Source organism: Streptomyces sp. MNU76, from assembly GCF_020982545.1.
Classification (GTDB): Bacteria; Actinomycetota; Actinomycetes; order Streptomycetales; family Streptomycetaceae; genus Streptomyces.
This window is the reverse complement of sequence record NZ_JAJKLK010000001.1, coordinates 201,545-218,156: the sequence shown is the minus strand read 5'-3', so window position 1 is coordinate 218,156 and position 16,612 is coordinate 201,545. Positions and strand designations below refer to the sequence as shown.

At 65.6% G+C, this 16,612-nt stretch carries 16 protein-coding genes and 2 pseudogenes; 9 read left to right on the top strand and 9 right to left on the bottom strand.

Features of this window, described 5'->3' with window-relative positions:
* Positions 1–137: 137 nt before the first annotated feature.
* From E4N62_RS00935 to E4N62_RS00925, 3 genes and pseudogenes are all read right to left on the bottom strand, one after another.
* Positions 138–1,025: a YidC/Oxa1 family membrane protein insertase gene (locus tag E4N62_RS00935; RefSeq protein ID WP_230211494.1), complete on the bottom strand. Its 888-nt coding sequence runs from the start codon at positions 1,023–1,025 to the stop codon at positions 138–140.
* Positions 1,026–1,176: 151 nt separating this feature from the next.
* Positions 1,177–1,452: a DUF6412 domain-containing protein gene (locus E4N62_RS00930; protein ID WP_230212354.1), complete on the bottom strand. Its 276-nt coding sequence runs from the start codon at positions 1,450–1,452 to the stop codon at positions 1,177–1,179.
* 92 nt (positions 1,453–1,544) lie between these two features.
* Positions 1,545–2,214, bottom strand: a pseudogene (locus E4N62_RS00925) (class E sortase).
* A 171-nt stretch (positions 2,215–2,385) separates the two neighbouring features.
* Here E4N62_RS00925 and E4N62_RS00920 point away from each other — a divergent pair.
* The 3 genes and pseudogenes from E4N62_RS00920 (at position 2,386) to E4N62_RS00910 (ending at position 5,935) form a co-directional block, all read left to right on the top strand.
* Positions 2,386–3,948: a beta-1,6-galactanase gene (locus E4N62_RS00920; protein ID WP_230211493.1), complete on the top strand. Its 1,563-nt coding sequence runs from the start codon at positions 2,386–2,388 to the stop codon at positions 3,946–3,948.
* 117 nt (positions 3,949–4,065) lie between these two features.
* Positions 4,066–5,075 (top strand): annotated as a pseudogene (locus tag E4N62_RS00915) (hypothetical protein).
* Positions 5,076–5,470: 395 nt separating this feature from the next.
* Complete coding sequence (locus E4N62_RS00910) at positions 5,471–5,935, top strand: very short patch repair endonuclease (RefSeq protein ID WP_308184817.1); 465 nt, start codon at positions 5,471–5,473, stop codon at positions 5,933–5,935.
* Here E4N62_RS00910 and E4N62_RS00905 read toward each other — a convergent pair.
* The 4 genes from E4N62_RS00905 to E4N62_RS00890 all read right to left on the bottom strand — a co-directional run bounded on the left by E4N62_RS00905 (position 5,921) and on the right by E4N62_RS00890 (position 11,391).
* Positions 5,921–7,216 carry a DNA cytosine methyltransferase gene (locus E4N62_RS00905; RefSeq protein WP_230212349.1) on the bottom strand — a complete coding sequence of 432 codons (1,296 nt, stop codon included), beginning with the start codon at positions 7,214–7,216 and terminating at the stop codon, positions 5,921–5,923. The genes E4N62_RS00910 and E4N62_RS00905 overlap by 15 nt on opposite strands.
* Before the next feature lie 179 nt (positions 7,217–7,395).
* Positions 7,396–9,213 (bottom strand): DEAD/DEAH box helicase, encoded by a 1,818-nt coding sequence (locus E4N62_RS00900; protein WP_230211492.1) that lies wholly within the window; start codon positions 9,211–9,213, stop codon positions 7,396–7,398.
* Positions 9,210–10,643 carry a hypothetical protein gene (locus E4N62_RS00895; protein WP_230211491.1) on the bottom strand — a complete coding sequence of 478 codons (1,434 nt, stop codon included), beginning with the start codon at positions 10,641–10,643 and terminating at the stop codon, positions 9,210–9,212. The genes E4N62_RS00900 and E4N62_RS00895 overlap by 4 nt, the downstream gene beginning before the upstream one ends.
* 52 nt (positions 10,644–10,695) lie before the next feature.
* Positions 10,696–11,391, bottom strand: coding sequence for a hypothetical protein (locus tag E4N62_RS00890; protein WP_230211490.1), 696 nt, complete (start codon positions 11,389–11,391; stop codon positions 10,696–10,698).
* A 256-nt stretch (positions 11,392–11,647) separates the two neighbouring features.
* On the opposite strand from E4N62_RS00890, the gene E4N62_RS00885 reads away from it, so the two are divergent.
* Positions 11,648–12,499 carry a hypothetical protein gene (locus E4N62_RS00885; RefSeq protein ID WP_230211489.1) on the top strand — a complete coding sequence of 284 codons (852 nt, stop codon included), beginning with the start codon at positions 11,648–11,650 and terminating at the stop codon, positions 12,497–12,499.
* Between the two features lie 29 nt (positions 12,500–12,528).
* On the opposite strand, the gene E4N62_RS00880 is transcribed toward E4N62_RS00885, so the two are convergent.
* The gene (locus E4N62_RS00880; protein ID WP_230211488.1) at positions 12,529–13,155 is read right to left on the bottom strand and encodes an ATP-binding protein; all 627 of its coding nucleotides are present in this window, start codon (positions 13,153–13,155) and stop codon (positions 12,529–12,531) included.
* Positions 13,156–13,371: 216 nt separating this feature from the next.
* Between E4N62_RS00880 and E4N62_RS00875 the strand changes: the two genes are divergently transcribed.
* Together E4N62_RS00875 and E4N62_RS00870 are read left to right on the top strand one after the other, a co-directional pair.
* Entirely contained in the window at positions 13,372–14,217 is an 846-nt protein-coding gene (locus E4N62_RS00875) for a helix-turn-helix transcriptional regulator (RefSeq protein ID WP_230211487.1), read from the top strand.
* Positions 14,218–14,445, top strand: coding sequence for a DUF397 domain-containing protein (locus tag E4N62_RS00870; RefSeq protein ID WP_230211486.1), 228 nt, complete (start codon positions 14,218–14,220; stop codon positions 14,443–14,445).
* 88 nt (positions 14,446–14,533) lie between these two features.
* Here E4N62_RS00870 and E4N62_RS00865 read toward each other — a convergent pair whose 3' ends face one another.
* The gene (locus tag E4N62_RS00865) at positions 14,534–14,758 is read right to left on the bottom strand and encodes a hypothetical protein (RefSeq protein ID WP_230211485.1); all 225 of its coding nucleotides are present in this window, start codon (positions 14,756–14,758) and stop codon (positions 14,534–14,536) included.
* Between the two features lie 184 nt (positions 14,759–14,942).
* Here E4N62_RS00865 and E4N62_RS00860 point away from each other — a divergent pair, with 184 nt between their 5' ends.
* The 3 genes from E4N62_RS00860 (at position 14,943) to E4N62_RS00850 (ending at position 16,606) form a co-directional block, all read left to right on the top strand.
* A complete protein-coding gene (locus E4N62_RS00860) occupies positions 14,943–15,647 on the top strand; it encodes a hypothetical protein (protein ID WP_230211484.1) in 705 nt (234 codons plus the stop codon).
* 196 nt (positions 15,648–15,843) lie between these two features.
* Entirely contained in the window at positions 15,844–16,110 is a 267-nt protein-coding gene (locus E4N62_RS00855) for a hypothetical protein (protein WP_230211483.1), read from the top strand.
* Positions 16,079–16,606, top strand: coding sequence for a DUF6879 family protein (locus E4N62_RS00850; RefSeq protein ID WP_230211482.1), 528 nt, complete (start codon positions 16,079–16,081; stop codon positions 16,604–16,606). The genes E4N62_RS00855 and E4N62_RS00850 overlap by 32 nt, the downstream gene beginning before the upstream one ends.
* The last annotated feature ends 6 nt before the right edge of the window (positions 16,607–16,612 follow it).

The following is a 16,612-nucleotide window of genomic DNA, read 5'->3' as shown; positions in this document are numbered from 1 at the left end:
GTCGCCAACTCCCTCGATCGTCCGCCGCCCGACCGATGGGTGCGGCCATCGGAGGACTGGTCGATCGTCCAAGGTCATGGTCCACTCCGCAAGACCCGGTTCACGGACTGGACCGCCCGCCCCGCGCCTCGAATCGGCTACCGCTTGGTAGCAGCCGCCGACCTACCCGGCCTCCCTGATGTCTTGGCAGCCCCAACCTTGGCCGTCTTGGCGGCCCCGTCAGTCTTGGCCGTCTTGGCGGCCGCCACCTCGGCCCCGGCCTCGGCCCCGGCGGCCCCGTCGGTCTCGCCCTCCGGCAGCGGATAGAGCACCGCCCGCTCCACCGCCGTCCACGTCGTGCTGGTCACCACGTACAACGCGGCCGCCAGCGGCACCACCGCCACGGTGACCAGCGTGAAGAAGGACAGGAACGGCATGAACTTGCTGACGGCCCCCATGCTCGCCGCCATCCCGGGCAGCTGCTCGTCCGACACGGCCGGCACCCCGGCCGTACCGGCGGCCACCATCCGCTTCGTACGCCGGAAGTTGAAGGCCGCGACCCCCGTGACGGTCACGAACAGCCCGACGTAGACGAGCCCCTGCGCCCCGAAGACGCCGCCGTGGGCGAGCGCGTCGACCCAGCGGTCGCCGAGCGGGGCGGCGAAGAGCCGGTGGGTGAGGAGGGCGTTGGCCTCGCCGCCGATCGTGGTGTTGGAGAACAGGTGGTAGAGGAGGAAGAAGGCCGGCAGCTGGCAGAGGCTCGGCAGGCAGCCGGACAGCGGCGACACCTTCTCCTTCGTGTGCAGCTCCAGCAGTGCCTTCTGCAGCTTCTCGGGATTCTTCGCGTGCTTCTTCCGCAGCTCCGCGATCTGCGGCTGCAACGCGATCCGCGCCCGCTGCCCCCGCGCCGCCGCCCGCGACAGGGGGTGCACGAGCAGTCGTACGAGCGCGGTGAACAGGACGATCGCGACGGCGGTCGCGGAGGCGTGGAACAGCGGCTGGAGCAGATCGGCGAGGTGCGCGACAAGGTCGGCGAATACGGACATGGGTGTGAGCCCTCCAGGGGTCTCGTCGTGCCGGTGAGAAGTGGTCGGACGACCGGACTCGGCGCGACGGCCCACGTGCGGAGCACAGACCTCAGCCAGGACAGCGGGGAGCTGAGGCGAGGTGAGGGGGGTGGAGCGGGTGCGGTGTGCCCTACGCGGTGGCCGTCAGGAGGGCATGTCCGGGCGCGCGGGGGCGCGTACGCCCGCGTGCGTCGGGATCGCGTTGGGGCAGGAACGCCGTACGGCGTTCACGGTCCCGGATGGCCGTACGGACGCGCGTACGGGGTACGACGGGCGCGCAGCGCGCGGTGATCAGCGCGCAGGCGGCGAACGCGGAGCCGGCCGCGGCGGTCGCGGCGAAAGCGACGGCGGCGGAGAGCGTGCCGCTGTCGAGGACGGCGACCTCGAAGAGGAGCAGCAGCAACATCGCGGCGGGGCGAAGACTGGCCCAGCTACGGATCACGGCTCCCCCTCTCCAACAGCTCTCACAACTCCCGAACGACTCTCGCACACATGCTCTCATCTGAGGTGCACGGAGCGCAGCTTCCCCCAGACAACGAGCCGGTACGTGGAGGTGTACGCGGGCGTGCAGGTGGTGAGCGTGAGGTAGTGGCCGGGCTCGCGATACCCGTACGACGGCCGCACGTCGCTGCGCGGGACGGGTCGCAGGACCCCGCCGTCGCCGGGCGCGGTCTGCGGGAGGGTGCTGTCGACGACGTACGTGTGGACGGCATCCCGCGTCTCGACGCGCACCTCGTCACCGGTTTCGAGCCGGTCGAGGTGGCGGAAGGGCTCGCCGTGGGTGGTGCGGTGCCCGGCGAGGGCGAGGTTCCCGGGCCGCCCCGGCAGCGCGGTCCCCGGGTAGTGCCCGACGAACCCCTTGTCGAGGACCTCCGCCTTCCCGACCCCTTCGGCGACGGGTGCCCGCAGATGGAGCCGGGGGATCACGAGCACGGCGTACGCCTGACCGGCCCCCGGCCGCACGCTCCCCGCCACCCCCACCCCTGCCCTCTCCCCATGCCCGCTCCAGCGCGGCCACCTCCCGGGCCGCCCCTTCCTGGGCCTGCCGATTGGTCCACCACAGCTGATGGGCGACGAAGAGAAGCAGCACAAGCCCGAGGGTGACGGCACACTCCGCGGCGACCCAGAGCGAGCGGGCCCGGCCCGACAGCGACCCAGGGACTTTCATCTCCCCTTCTCACAACCCTTGGAAGAAATCGGAGAAAGCGCTGTCACACCTCTCGACAACCTCACCACTCACCCCTGACTCTTCCGATGTCCCCACTCAGCAGTCCGGAAGGCGACGGATCCCTGTCCGCTTTCCTTCCCTCTCCTCGGCACCCGCACCCCCGGAGCTGACATGACCGCATCCCCCGACCCCACGAACGACCGGCAGAGACCGACGGCGGAGTCCCCGACCCCCGACAGGGCCGCGGGGAACTCACCCTCCTTCGGCCGCAGAGCGCTCCTGGCGGCGGCCGGCGGCGCGGTCGTCGGCACCGCACTCGGCACGGGCACGGCGAGCGCGGACGCGACGATCGCCGTCAACCCGGCCACGAAGTACGGCACTTGGGAGGGCTGGGGCACATCCCTCGCCTGGTGGGCCAATGTGTTCGGCGCCCGGGACGACTTCGCCGACCTGTGGTTCACCACGAAGACGACGACGTACAACGGCACGGCGCTGCCCGGCCTGGGCATGAACATCGCCCGCTACAACCTCGGCGCGTGCAGCTGGAACACGGTGGAGGGCTCGACCATGGTCAAGTCCCCGAACATCCCCGCCTTCAAGCAGATCGAGGGCTTCTGGCAGAACTGGACCAACGAGGACCCGGCGTCCTCGGCCTGGAACTGGAACGCGGACGGCAACCAGCGCGCGGCCCTGACGAAGGCGGTGGCGCGTGGTGCGACCACCGAACTCTTCGCGAACTCCCCGATGTGGTGGATGTGCCTGAACCACAACCCCTCGGGTGCCTCCGGCGGTGGCAACAACCTCCAGTCCTGGAACTACCGCCAGCACGCCTCCCACCTGGCGGCGACGGCCCTGCGCGCCAAGAACAACTGGGGCGTGAACTTCGCGACGGTCGACCCCTTCAACGAGCCGGCGTCGACGTGGTGGACGGCGACCGGCACCCAGGAGGGCTGCCACATGGACCCGGCGGTCCAGGCCGCCGTGCTCCCCCACATGCGCAGCGAGCTGGACAAGCGGGGCCTGACGAACATCCGTATCGCCGCCTCCGACGAGACGAACTACGACACGGCCCGCTCGACGTGGGGCTCCTTCAACGCCTCCACGAAGTCCCTGGTCAGCCAGGTGAACGTGCACGGCTACCAGGGCGCGGGCGGCCGCCGGGACCTCCTCTACACGGACGTGGTGACGACGTCCGGCAAGAAGCTGTGGAACTCGGAGACGGGCGACAGCGACGGCTCGGGCTGGACCCTCGCCCGCAACCTCTGTTACGACTTCCGCTGGCTGCACCCCACCGCCTGGGTCTACTGGCAGGTGATGGACCCGACGGCGGGCTGGGGCATGATCAAGTACGACGCGAACACGCTCCAGCCGGGCGCGATCGAGACGAAGTACTACGTGATGGCCCAGTTCAGCCGCCACATCCGCCCGGGCATGACGATCCTGGACGCGGGCTCCAGCTACACGGCGGCGGCCTACGACGCGGTGGCGCGGCGCCTGGTGATCGTGGCGATCAACACCGCGACCTCGGCCCAGACCTTCACCTTCAACCTGTCGGGCTTCACGACGGTGACGGGCGGCTCCGGCGGCCTGGTCCCCCGTTGGAACACCCACACCTCGGGCGGCTCCGACCGCTACCGCGCGTACTCGGACACGTTCCTGAACGGCAAGTCGGTGGCGGTCCCGTTCGCGGCGGGCGCGGTACAGACGCTGCAGATCGACGGGGTGACGATCTAGCGGGGGTGGAGGTGGGAGCGTGCGCGCCCCGGCGGTGGCACCCTCCCACCTCCCTCCCCTCCCCTGCCGCCACCCGCACCTCGCCTCCGCCCCCCCATCGGCAGTACGGTGTCGTCCATGCGCCCCGACACGCCTGCCGAGAACGTCGACCACACCGCCGAAGCGGCACGCCTGGAGCGGACCGCCGACCTCTACCCGGAGGACGCCGAGCACCTGCTCCTGCAGGCCGCGGCCCACCGGGAACTGGCCGGCGACCGCCCCACCGCGACAGCCCTCTACGACCGCCTGCTGTCGTCGTCCGCCCCTCTCGACAACCCCCACCTGGTACGCGCCCTCAAGGCCTCCAACCTCTGGGAGTACGGCCACGAGGCCGAGGCCCGCGCGATCATCGACGGAGTCCGCGCGGCCGCCCCGCGCGACCCGGCGCCGTGGGTGATCGTCGCCGAGGCCCTGGAGGCCCACGACGAGCTGGAGGCGGCCCAGGACACCTTCACCGCGGCCGTGACCCTCCTCCTGACGGACGTGGCGGAGCCCCGTACTCCACCCGCCCCCTCCTCTTCGGCCGCCACCGGGTCCGCCGCATGCTGGGCGCGACGCACGACAACTGGGACGCCGTGGCGGACACCCTCCACTCGTCCTCGATCTCCCTGGACGAACTCCACGACCCGAAACGCGTCTGGTCCCTGGGCTCGGACAACCCGGCGGAACTCCAGGCCGAGATCTCCCGCCTACGAGCGGAACTGGGCGCGTACCGCGAAGCCCTGTCCCGCCCCTTCCCGGTGGCGGTCCTGCACTGGCCGGCCCCGGAACTGGCGGAACTGGTGGGCGCGTACCCGGGCCTGACCGCGGAGTACCCCTCGCACAAGGAGCACCTGGCGACGATAGAGGCCTCGCTGAGGGAGCTGGCGACCTCCGGCACGCCGAACCTGGGCATCGTGACGGGCACGGTCCCGTCGTACGAGGCGTTCGCAGCGTCGGAGGGCACGTCCCCGGACGACACGACGCTGCTGCCGCAGTACGCGACGACGCTGGCGGCGCGAGGGCTGGCGGTCTCCTGGCCCCCTCAGCGGGGGAACTCGTGCTGGTGCGGTTCGGGGCGGGCGTATGAGGGGTGCCACGGGGCGTAGCCATAACCTGTCGGGGTCGCCCCACCCACTCCCTGCAAGCCGCTAAGCAAACCCGGCGTGCTTGCGAGCCGCGAACGTGCCCCGAACCTCGCTCAGCAGCCCAGCCGCCCCTCACCTGAACTCGGCCGGGCCACCCACCCTCCCGGGCCGCTCGCTCGCTTCTCTCCCAGTGATTCCGCGGCCCGGGTCAAGGGTGGCCCGCAGGGCCATCGCCGAAGGCGACGCAAAGCGCCCTTGAGGCGGGCCGCGGAATCACGACACTGCCAAAGAAGCGAGTGGCCCTATGGCGCCTCTAGACCTTCTCCTCCAGGAGCTTGGAGGCCTGTCGTGCCTCAATCCGGACTCTGACCAGCTGAAGTACCCCGAACTACTGCACCGGAGCTAGTCTCTGTGGTGTGTCCGAAGATCCCAAGTGGGAAGCGCCAGAAGGCTCCTGGGCTTCATCCGCCGCTCGCCGTCGCAACATGCAGGCGATTCGCAATCGCGACACCAAACCCGAGCAGCTGATCCGGCGCTTGGTGCATGCGCAGGGGCTGCGTTACCGGGTGTGCGCGCGTCCGCTGCCTGACCTTCGCCGTACTGCGGACTTGGTTTTCCGCCCAGTGAAGGTGGCGGTCTTCATAGACGGCTGCTACTGGCATGGATGCCCCGAGCACTATGTTCCACCGAAAACGAACTCGGGCTACTGGTCCGAAAAGGTTTTGCGCAATATGACACGTGACCGCGACACCGACGAGCGACTCAAGGAAGCCGGATGGCTTGTGCTCCGATTCTGGGAACACGAGCCATCCGACGCCTGCGCGAACACGATCACCGCAACTGTTATTGCACGCCGGGCAACTGACTCACGAAACACCTGACAACGAGATGGACATCTGCTCCAACCGAGGTGCAGCGAGCTCGGAACCGCCGTCGTCCATTTCATATCCATGAAGCAACTCGTCGCGCTGCTCGGGACGCAGAACCGCCGCGATAGCCCGCCCTACGGCCTCTGCCACAGGAGGCGGAAAAGCGTTTCCTACCTGACGGTACTTCGCCGTCTTCTTCCCCGGGAATTTCCAAACCTCGGGGAATCCCTGAATCACAGCAGCCTGTTCAACGGTCAGCATAGGTCCGGCCTTCCGGAATAGGTCACGCTCCGGGTCGCATTCACTGGGATCATTCGCCAGACCCATCGCATCCACCCCTAGGGCTTCCCAGGCGCGCTTAGCCCTGGTGGGACCAAGGTCGGCCCCACCGTGCTTCCTTGACCCACCCACCAAGGTCGGAGCAATTCCCTTGCCTGCCTCAGCGGCATCAGTGGCCTTGCGCAGCCAATCTTGGTACACATGCTTGCCGGAGCGTTCGCCGGGCCTTGCACGCTCCCCGTCCTTGTTCTTGTTCCAGAACTTACGACAACGGGCTTCCATACTCGCAGCCAGTTCGTCTACTACGGTCGCCCGCTTCCCCTCAAGCTGAAGCGGCCAGAGGAAATCCACTCCAGAGGACGCCAGAACATCCTTGCGAATCGCCACAAGGATAGCGCGGGGACGGAGTTGAGGGACGCCAAATCTATTCGCATCCATTCTGCGCCAAACCTGACGCATCTCCCTGTCCTGCTTTTCAGCTGGCCAGCTTTCGCTGATTTCAGGAATCACATAGCCAAGCTCGCCAAGCTCATTCAGGATGTCTCTGCGGTAGTCAATGAAGACCTCTGGGGGCTCCAAAATCCCTCGCACGTTCTCAATCATCACAGCCTTGGGCCGCAGAGCCCTGACGATCCTGAGCGCATCGGGAAAGAGGTCGCGCTCATCGTCCTTGCCTAGCCTCTTCCCCGCGAGGGAAAAGGGAGGGCACGGAACTCCGCCGGCCAGCAGATCAAGATCACCTTTTTCAAGGTCAAGGCTCGTGTGAACTTTGGATCCAAGGAATTCCCTGACATCCATGGGTTCCAGTGCGTCAATGCGCGACTTGTCCCACCCTGGCCAGTCGTGCACATTCGCCCTGAGTGTCCGTACAGCGTGCTGGTCCCACTCCACCAGCGCCAAGTGATCAAATCCGGCGTTGTGCAGCCCAACGGCCTGCCCGCCTGCTCCAGCACAGATCTCCAACGAGGTTAGCGGCTGGGTGAACTGCGGACGCTGGCGACCGCGGGGGTGCATAGCGCTCCTTCCGGAAAGTGACTCAAAACCGATCTCAAGTGTCCCAGAGATCATGATCATGCACTGACTCTTGGACACTTGACCCCACGAGTCTCCCACCGCCCCGCTCTTCCCTGTCTATCCAGGGAGAGCCCCTCCCCTTCCGTTCAGATGGAGCACCGAGAGCTGGTCACTCAGCGCTACGCTCCTCCCATATGACGCAGCAGAGCCTCTATGTCACTCGGAGCGAGACCGGCGGCTACCGCCGGTTCTTCTTGCAGGTCAGCGAGCTGCTGAACAGTGGGATCATCGAGGATCTTGCCCATGAACTCCAGCTTCTGGTCCAGCCGAATCTCCACCACCTCGTCGATGGTGTTACGCGCCGCGATGACTGTGACGTGTGTGTCAGTACCAGGGGCGAGCCCGAGGCGGTGGATCCGGTCGAGGCTCTGCAGGAAACGGCCGGCCATGAAGTCACGGTCCACGTAGACGGCGTCGTGACAGACGTGGTGCAGGCTGATGCCCTCACCCAGGGTCGCGGGATTGGAGATCAGCACCATGCAGCTGGGATCCTCGCGGAAGCGCCGCAACTGCTCGTCCCGGTCTGGTGTACCGCCGTACACGACAGCCGGGCCGAACTTCTCAAGCATCTGCGCCAACGTCGTCAGACTCCGCACGAACGTCGTCCAGACCAGGGTTTTGCGCCCCTGCTCCGCGTTCTTGGCGACGATCGCAACCGCTTCCTTGTACTTCGGGGAGAGTTCGTAGTCAGGAAGATCCTGCATCAGCGAGTACAGCGAAGTGCCCACTGGGATCTCCAGCGGAGGCAACTGATACACGAGTGGTTCATGTCGGCTGGCTCCCTCCAGGAGGAGAGCGGGGCTCGTCGCCGCCATCAGGAGGCGCAGTGCCGTTTTGCCAAGAGAGCTCAGGTCTTCGCGAGCGGCGCCGTTCCCCATCCCCCCCACCAGTGAGCGGTAGATCTCGGCGTGCAGGTCCGGCATGTCGACGTACCGCATCCGAAGTCGCATAGGCGGCAGGCCGAGTTCGTGTTTTGTCGTCCTGGTGAACAGGGGCCGGAGGACCGTGCTCGCGTAGGCCAGGTCACCGCCGGCCACAGCCTGCACTACCGTGCGCTGCCCATGGCCTGGCCAGACGAATCCCAGGAGATTCTCCAAGTCCTTGGAGCCATTCGGAGCCGGGGTTCCGGTGAGGATCAGCCTGCGTTCCGCAAGAGGGCCAAGGGCCATACATGCGGCACCGTAGGTACCGCGCGCACCGAGTTTCATCCTGTGCGCCTCATCCAGAATGATCATTGAGGGGCCCGACTTGATCCAGCTCGCCAGCATCGAGAGCGATCGGTCCAGCCTCTCGTAGTTGACGATCAGGACCTCTGCCCACTGGTCCATAGAACCGTCGAGCACATGGGTGCGCAGTGGGTAGTTGAAGCAGACCGCAGTCTCGTAACGCCAGGACTCGTAGGCCGATTTGGGACAGACAACCAGGAGGCGGCTCACTTTCTGCTGAGCCTTCTGCGCGGCGTAGACAGCTAGGGCGACGCGTGTCTTGCCCGCCCCAGGCACACTGAAATTGGCCCCGTGCCCCAGCGAGAGCAATTTCGCGATGTCCCTGCGCTGGAACGCGTTGAGCTCGCCCTTCCATGTGTCGCCGAGCAGATCCGGAACATCCACGGAGGCGACTTCTGATGACGCTACGGAGCCGGCCAGTCGTTCCTTGACCGTGTTGGCATCGTTGATGACGCCAGCCACGAGACTGCGCAGCTCCGGCGCCCACTCCACTCCTACGTGGTGCGGCCAACTGCCGAGAACACCCAGATCCGCGAGGAGTTCGTCAAGGGCAACCGAGGCGGAGAGCGGGCCGAGCTGGCCGCCGGTACGGAACCGAGCGGCCAACTGCACCAGATCCTGGCGGTACTGATCGGTGGTCTTCAGCACTACGCGTGTACGGGTGGCGTCGAAGCCCAGGTGCAGGGACGTTTCCGTCGCACTCTCCGTCACTGGAGACCCTCCGCAGCGGCGGCCGCGAGGAGCCAGGACACGCCATCACCCGGATTCGGAATGCCGCGGCCAGCCTGCTGGGCAAGCTTCCGGAAGCTGCTCCGGAGCTTGAGCACGGCCTCGTCGAAAGCCTCTTCGTCGAGACTGTTCGACGTACGGGCCTGGACCAGATCCGTGACGCACTGGTCGATGTTGGCGGAGGCATCAGCGAGACGAGCAGGAGCCAGCTGCTTGCGCTTCCGAACGCGGGCGTCACGGCCATGGAATTCAATGGCCTGATCGAACGCGGTCTTCGCCACGTCAAGCAGCGCCTGTGCTTTGGACTTCTCGGTATCCGAGAGTTCGGTCTTCGTGGTGCGGACTGCGGCAGCCGCACGGAGGATGCGGTCGTTCAGGGCACGGGCCGCAGAGACGGCCGACGATGCCGCCGGCACCTCCAGGCCCAGGCCTGGGATGGACACGGCTTTCGGCTGGGCCGCCTCTCCGCCCTCTGCCAAGTCCGCAGGCAGCACCTTGCTCAGGTACCCCTGCTTCAAAAACTCCTCATCGATGTGCCGGACATCAGTCTTCGAGAAGTCCAGGAGGATCGCGGCCAGCCGCCACTCCTTCAAGATCTCCGCCTGGTCGCGGTCCAAGGTCTCCAGCTTCAGATACAACCGCTGAAGCTCCTTGAGACGTTCTTGGGCTCCCTCCCAGTCGACCAGCCGAAGCTCCACACCCCCACCACTCTGGCTACGACCGTTCAGCTCCTTGATCGTGCTGAGGATCCATCGCTCCTGGTGGTAGGTCGACGTCCGGATCCGGAATTCCTTGGCGATCTGCTCCGGGGTCCGCCCCAAAGTGGCCTGCTCCTCCATAGCAAGCAGGCGGTTGATGTACGTGTAATCGCGCTTCTGGTCGAGACGAAGCTGGAGAGCAAGCTCCACCGCGTCGATGTCCGGCTGCGTGAACGATGACGGCAACACACCCACCCGCATCGACTGTGCGCCGAGCTTCCTCAGCGCCACAGCTCGCGTATTGCCATTCACCAGCACGCCGTGATGGGTGACCAAGCCAGGATCGTTCTGCCCGAACTTCTGCAGATCTTCCATCAGTTTGTCGAAGTCGGGGTCGCGCAGATCCGGGTTGTCGGGGCGAGCCATCAACAGATCGCGCAGGTAGAGCTGCCCCTCTTCACCGAACGGCTCCCGCTCCAGGGCCTCATCACGCACCGGGTCGAAGGTGCGCTGCGCCCTGATGCGGTGAGTGCCCGGATTCAGGTAGAGACCGCTCAGGGGAAGATCGATCACATCGACATGCGTCTGCTGTCCGTTCCAGTCGACCGTGACGGTCTCCCGGGTACCCCCCGCCCCTCGTACCTCCTCCAGCCTCTTCTTGATCAGCTCGCTGAACGCTGCCGCACGCGGCGGCGGCGGAAATTCCCGCAGCATGGCTACCCCGTCCTCTGTTGTATCTGCGTATTGTCGTTCCTGCGGTTGGTGATCAGCCGAGCATCTCGGTGATGGCCTCTGCCACAGCGGCACGGGACTCCTGCGGCAAGGTCCGGTAGATGCCCCAAACCCTCTCGATCGGGCTGAACGTGCGCTGGTCAGCCGCCACCCACTTGAGGAAGACCTCCTGTTCGATGGGAGCGAGATCCTCCACGAGGTCCAGAATCATGCCGAGGTCGACCTCCCGATCGGAGCCTCCGCCGACACCGCACCTCTTGCACTCGGTGATGAGCTGGTACTCCTCGGTCCCATCACTGTGGAGCACCTTGCGGCGGGACACGTTCAGTTTCGCAAGGTCGATTCCGCCGCCGTCCTCGTAGGCTTCACCGGCTCCCACGCCGCAGGACCGGCACAGGTTGTTGTCGTCATGCATGACCTTTGCGCGCTGTGTGGCGGTGAGGCTGTTCTTGTGCGCCGGCGCCTTAGCCCTGCCCGGAATCCAGACGTCAGCGCCCCTGGTCACAAACCGCTGTTCCTGCTGGAGCAGCGAGGGGTCCTCACGACTGGTATCGAATCTCCAGCCATGGTCGCGAAGCTCCCTCAGCCGCCTGTCGATCTGCGCCGCTTCCGGGAAGGCTTCACGCAGCTGGACCTTGGTGAAGGTGTTCCCCTCCCCTACTTCGGTGATCAGCCACAGCGCTACCTGCGACTTGCCCCCTTTGACGTCCTGGTAGGACGGCAACTCCATGAGCTCCTCCGGTCAAGTCGTGTCCAACATGCCGCTTCGCACCACAAACAACTGGCAGCGCTCACGCGGTTTCGCGTCCCCCGCTTCCCGGGCGGCTCAACCAGTGTTGCACTTCCGACCGAATGAAAGTCCACTCAGAAAACACTTGCTCGCAAAAGAGCAAGCGCCCCGATCGATCCTGCCGTGATCATGCACAATTACCTGCACACGACCGGGACTTGAGACCGGGTGGACTGAAGCGGGGAGACAGGTTCGCATGACGCCAGAAGACCGCAGCCCGGCCGGGCATAGCTGGATAAAGAAGCAGTTCAGCAGCGATGTTTCCCCTGGCCGACGAGCACTCGCAATGACACTCGGCGACCTCTGCCGACACCTGAAACCAGATTTTTCAGGTCAATTTGGGAATAAGAGACTTAACCAATCAGAAGCAGCTGGAAGGCTGAGCAGCAATCCCAGTTCGCTGTCCCGATTCCTGAGCGGCAAGACGGTCCCCGGGCCGGAGTTCATTGAGACTCTCTACAAAGAAGCCTGCACAGACGCTGGCGGCGAGCGAGCCGTTGGCATCAGCCTCGACGACGTGATGAGTCTTCGCCTCAGGGCCGTGGACGAACGGCGTTGCGTCAGATGCGCCGACCTGAGCGAGCAGGCCGAACAACTGGCCTCGCTGAAAAACGAATCCGCGACACTGCGTGCCGCCGTCACGGAACTGAACGCGGCCAAAGCCGGCCTGCAAGCACGTCTGGCCGCCCTCGCTCATCCGGCTCCGCCGCCGGTCCCCCGTCGAAGGGGGGACCGGCGGCGGAGCCGGAACGATGTGGCGGCGGCACGCCGAGTGGCGGCACAAGCGGAAGAGCTAGGCAGAGGCGACAGACAGGACGTTGCACTGGCCATGCTCCGCCAGACCACAACTGAGGTCCTCAGTCCCGTCGAAACGGCCGTGGTACTACTGACGCTTCGCCAGCGGCACCAGAACCGGCTGGCCGACAACTTGATCCATGTCTACGGCCGAGATCAAGGGGATCGAGAGGTCATGCAGGCAGCCCTAGAGCTTCACGAGCAGGGCGCTCACGGCGATGCCGGCGCGCTGCTGCGGGCTGCAATGAGGTAGTCGCCGGCGTGGTCCGGAGCAGGAAGGGATCACGCCGCCTCCGCCTCGTAGTGCATCTGCGCCCGGTCGAGGATGTCATCCGGGTCCAAACCGCGGGCCGATGTCCAGTGGAGCAGATCGGCAATCAACTCGATCGCCGACTCCTCCAGCACAACTTGCCGACGACGCCCCTGATCAACCGCAGCACTGTCACCGCCGTGGTAGGCCTCCAAGGCCTCAGCGGCCCGCTCGACGCGGCGGCACCCCTTTCCGGAGTCGATCTCGACCTCGCACCAGACAGCCTTGCCCACCGCCGTAAGAACCGTCCCCCAATCGGCCGTCAGGGCAGCGAGCAGATGCAATCCGCGTCCGCACTCCTCGTCACAGAGCGTCGGCCGAATAATCGGCACCGTGCGGCTCTTGTCGTGGACCTCAACTCGTAGCCGCTCGCCTCTCCTCTCAAGGACCAAGGCTGCCGAAGCCCCCTCGCCAACGTGCCTGACGACGTTCGTCGCCAGCTCTGTCACAACCAACTCGGCTTCCTCCGCAGCGGCCAGCAAGCCCCACTGCCCCAACTGCGAGGCGGTCGCTCTGCGAAGTAGTCGTACCTCCGCCGGCCCCGCCTCGAAGGGCAGGACACAGCGAAGTCGAGGCTTGGTGATGTCGTAGCCGGGCACGGCTACTCCTCCCTCCCATGCCACGCGCTGCCTGCGCCTGCCGTATCCGTACGACTGCATTGCGTAGCGATCCATGAGCGAGCATGACACAGAGAACTCTTACTGTGTAACTTCTCACGACAATCCATCGAGTGAATCTGGTAGTGACGCGGCTGCGGTGCTGCCTAGCCTGAAGGGCCTCCAGGCAGCCGCCCCATGCTCAGGTGAAGGAGCTCCATGTCCGTACGGACCACCACTCGCCGCCGTCAGTTGGGCGTGATGATGCGAAAGTTGCGCGCCCAGAAAGGGCTGACCCTTGAGGAGGCCGGGCAGTTGGTGGGCGTATCCAAGGCCACGGTCAGCCGGTACGAGACCCAAGCCGGACCCGTAAAATGGCTGGTGATCGACGCCCTGTGTCGCGAGTACGGAGCAACTGACGCCGAACGCCGAGCAGTTGTGAACCTTGCCAAGAACGCCAAGGAACAGGGCTGGTGGAGTTCTTTCGCCGACTCCATCCCCGAGAGCATGAACCTCCTGCTCACGCTAGAGGACGAAGCAGTGCGCGAGAGTCATTTCTGCTGCGTCTACGTGCCCGGCCTTCTGCAAACCCGCGAGTACAGCACGGCCCTCCAGAAGGCCAACGAGGTACCTCTAGAGCCTGCGGAGATCGAACGGCTCGTCGACATCCGCATGAGGAGACAGGAGATCCTCTTCCGGCCGACGCCGCCGAGCTTGTGGGCGATCCTCGACGAGTCCGTGATCCGCCGCGTCGTCGGGTCACCGCGGGTAATGAGGAATCAACTCGACCGACTGCTGGAGGCCAACGAGTCCCCACACATCACACTCCAGATACTGCCGTTCTCCAAAGGAGCGCACGCCGCAGCCCTGGGCAGCTTCGTCGTCATCGGCGGCCAGGAACCGGCACTCGACGTCGTATACGTCGATTTCCATACGGGCTCCCTCTTCCTGGAGCAGGACGAGGAACTGGACAAGTACAGGCTTGCGTTCGAGTACCTGCGCGCACAAGCGTTGGATATGGAGGCTTCCTCCGACATGATCCACAACGCCCGCAAGGAGCTTTGAATGCTTGTCGATCCCCAGGCTGCCCCTGAGCCCACCTGGTTCAAGTCGTCGTACAGCGGCGCCAACACCACAGAGTGCCTGGAAGCCGCCTTCCTCCCTTCCCAAGTCCTCATACGGGACTCGAAACGGCCGGCAGCCGCCCGCCTCTCGGTTTCAGCGGAGGCATGGACAAGTTTCGTGGCCCAGACTCCGCACCTCGTTCAGGCCAGCGCCGTGCAGGTTGCTTGACCGGTCCGCCCTTACGCGCCTGCCGCAGCGGCCGGCAGATCAGGGATCTGACCGTCCGCGGCAGGCGCGCGCCCGCCAACCTACGCTGTCATCGACGAGGCTCGATGCGCTCCCGGTCGCCTACCTCCGCCTGCCGCTCGTGCCGCTCCGCGCCCTCACCACCGCGCCAGGCGGACCGAAGGCGACGGAGCGAGGCGATCGCCCTCTCGGCCTTGGCCGACAGGCCAGGGACCTGGTCAAGGGTGTAGCCCACCACGAAGACGATCAACCAGATCCCAGCCACCGCTGCGGCGGCCCAAGCACCCATGTCCATCTGTACCGCTCAACCTCCCTGATCAGCGAGAAACGTTTTTGCCGGACGTTGCCGAACGCCGTAGGCCTTTCAATCATACGCGCCGTCCGTACGATCCACGTTCGCCGAAGGTACACTAGTTCGGGCCGTCCCCGCTGGGGGAGGGACCACGGCGTGCTGACAGCTAGGTCAACGGGAGAGAGCAGTGACAGACGAACGCCCTGTGCGACGGTCATCGAAGGTCAAAGTCGCCGAGTTCTTGGCGGCCGTGGGTGAAGGCGAGGTCTTCACCAAGCTCCAGCTCATCGAGGGGGTGCCTGGAGTAGCCCAGGTGGATCGCCGTATGCGGGATCTGCGCGAACTGGGGTGGCGGATCGACAACTACAAAACCAATCCACGGCTTAGGCCCGACGAATATCTGCTCGCAAAGATCGGGGTCCGTATCGACCTGGGAGAACAGCGCCAGGAACCCGCCAAGCCACGCATCCCCGCTGCCCGCCGCCGAGAAGCCATAGAGAAGGCTGGCTCCCTCTGCCAGACGTGCGGAATCCGTGCTGGCGAGGCGTACCCCGAGGACGAGACTCAGCGAGCGGTGCTCAGCGTCCACCTAGTTGACCCGGCTCCGCCCATAAACACCGAGTTGTCGAACCTCCGCGTCGAGTGCCAGCGCTGCAACGCCGGACTTCGGGGAGCAGGCAAGGCCCTGCCGTCGATGAAGGACGTGCTGGCGCGCGCATCAAGGCTCGAAAACCGCGATGACAAACGTCGGCTGTACCGGCTCATGCAGTCCGGACGGCTAGAGCGAGACGAGGTCGAGCTGATCTTCGCAGAGTGGCTACGGCTTGAACGAAACGACAGGGTGGACGTCATGCTGAAGCTGGCGGGAGCCCTGATCGAGGAAGGTGCGTGACTCCTCCTTGGAGTCGAGACGGCTCGGGACGGCTCCGGAGGTGCCTGCGGCGCATGGGCGAGTGACATCGTGCAGCACATCCGACGCGAACAAGCCATTTAGTTACCGACGCGGCCTTGCGCCCTTGACCCAGCACAACCGCCCGGGAACCGTCGCACCGCAACAACCCGCAACCGCCTTGATACGGGAGGGCACCATGGCTCTAGAGTTCGTTGGAATCGACCCGGAGACCACAGGAGGCGGTTCGCCGACCGTGTGGGTGGAGGAAGAGACAGCCGACCTCATCCTCCAGGGCGAGGAGGCCGACAAGCTGCTGAAGGCCCAGGTGGGCGAGACGGAATGGGTCGCCGGACACGACACGGGAATCCCCGCACATGAGACGGTGATCCGCATCCCCGCCCGCATGGTGCCGATTCTGAGGGAGGCGTGTGATGTCGCAGAACGGCGTGCCGGACTTCGCTGAACTGCTGGGTTCCGCCGAGCACACAGCCGTCCACCTGGAGATGCGCGACGTCTACAGTGTCGGCAACGAGGCGGACAGTTTCGAGGAGTTCCTGCGAACCGGTCGGACCGACCTGGACCCCGATTCACCGTTCTGGCTGGGCTGGACCCCGTTGGTGCGCGAAACCGTCGCCAGGGGCGTCCGAATGCGTCGAGCCCGGATCGTCTCCGAGCCCGTGACCGATTACATCCGGTGGGAACATGCCCTGACCTCGGTCAACATCGCTGTCGGTGAAGAGGTTCGCTGGCTCCCCCGCCGTCTCGCCTCGGATATCGCTCTGCCCGGCAACGACCTGTGGCTCATCGACGATCGGCTAGTGATGTTCCACTGGTTCACTGGCGACGGTGACTGGGCAGGGCATGAGTTCACCGAAAACCAAGACGTGGTGCAGATGGTCGTCGCCGCGTTCGAGAACGTGTGGGAGCGAGCCATCGACCACGAGAAGTTCTCCGTCTGATCCCAC

Bases quoted from the DNA above. Each gene is read 5' to 3' on its own strand.
- E4N62_RS00850 (WP_230211482.1), top strand. From the start codon at position 16,079: ATGTCGCAGAACGGCGTGCCGGACTTCGCTGAACTGCTGGGTTCCGCC.
- E4N62_RS00895 (WP_230211491.1), bottom strand. From the start codon at position 10,643: ATGCTGCGGGAATTTCCGCCGCCGCCGCGTGCGGCAGCGTTCAGCGAG.
- E4N62_RS00875 (WP_230211487.1), top strand. From the start codon at position 13,372: ATGTCCGTACGGACCACCACTCGCCGCCGTCAGTTGGGCGTGATGATG.
- E4N62_RS00885 (WP_230211489.1), top strand. From the start codon at position 11,648: ATGACGCCAGAAGACCGCAGCCCGGCCGGGCATAGCTGGATAAAGAAG.
- E4N62_RS00870 (WP_230211486.1), top strand. From the start codon at position 14,218: ATGCTTGTCGATCCCCAGGCTGCCCCTGAGCCCACCTGGTTCAAGTCG.
- E4N62_RS00855 (WP_230211483.1), top strand. From the start codon at position 15,844: ATGGCTCTAGAGTTCGTTGGAATCGACCCGGAGACCACAGGAGGCGGT.
- E4N62_RS00930 (WP_230212354.1), bottom strand. From the start codon at position 1,452: ATGTTGCTGCTGCTCCTCTTCGAGGTCGCCGTCCTCGACAGCGGCACG.
- E4N62_RS00865 (WP_230211485.1), bottom strand. From the start codon at position 14,758: ATGGACATGGGTGCTTGGGCCGCCGCAGCGGTGGCTGGGATCTGGTTG.
- E4N62_RS00935 (WP_230211494.1), bottom strand. From the start codon at position 1,025: ATGTCCGTATTCGCCGACCTTGTCGCGCACCTCGCCGATCTGCTCCAG.
- E4N62_RS00890 (WP_230211490.1), bottom strand. From the start codon at position 11,391: ATGGAGTTGCCGTCCTACCAGGACGTCAAAGGGGGCAAGTCGCAGGTA.
- E4N62_RS00920 (WP_230211493.1), top strand. From the start codon at position 2,386: ATGACCGCATCCCCCGACCCCACGAACGACCGGCAGAGACCGACGGCG.
- E4N62_RS00905 (WP_230212349.1), bottom strand. From the start codon at position 7,216: ATGCACCCCCGCGGTCGCCAGCGTCCGCAGTTCACCCAGCCGCTAACC.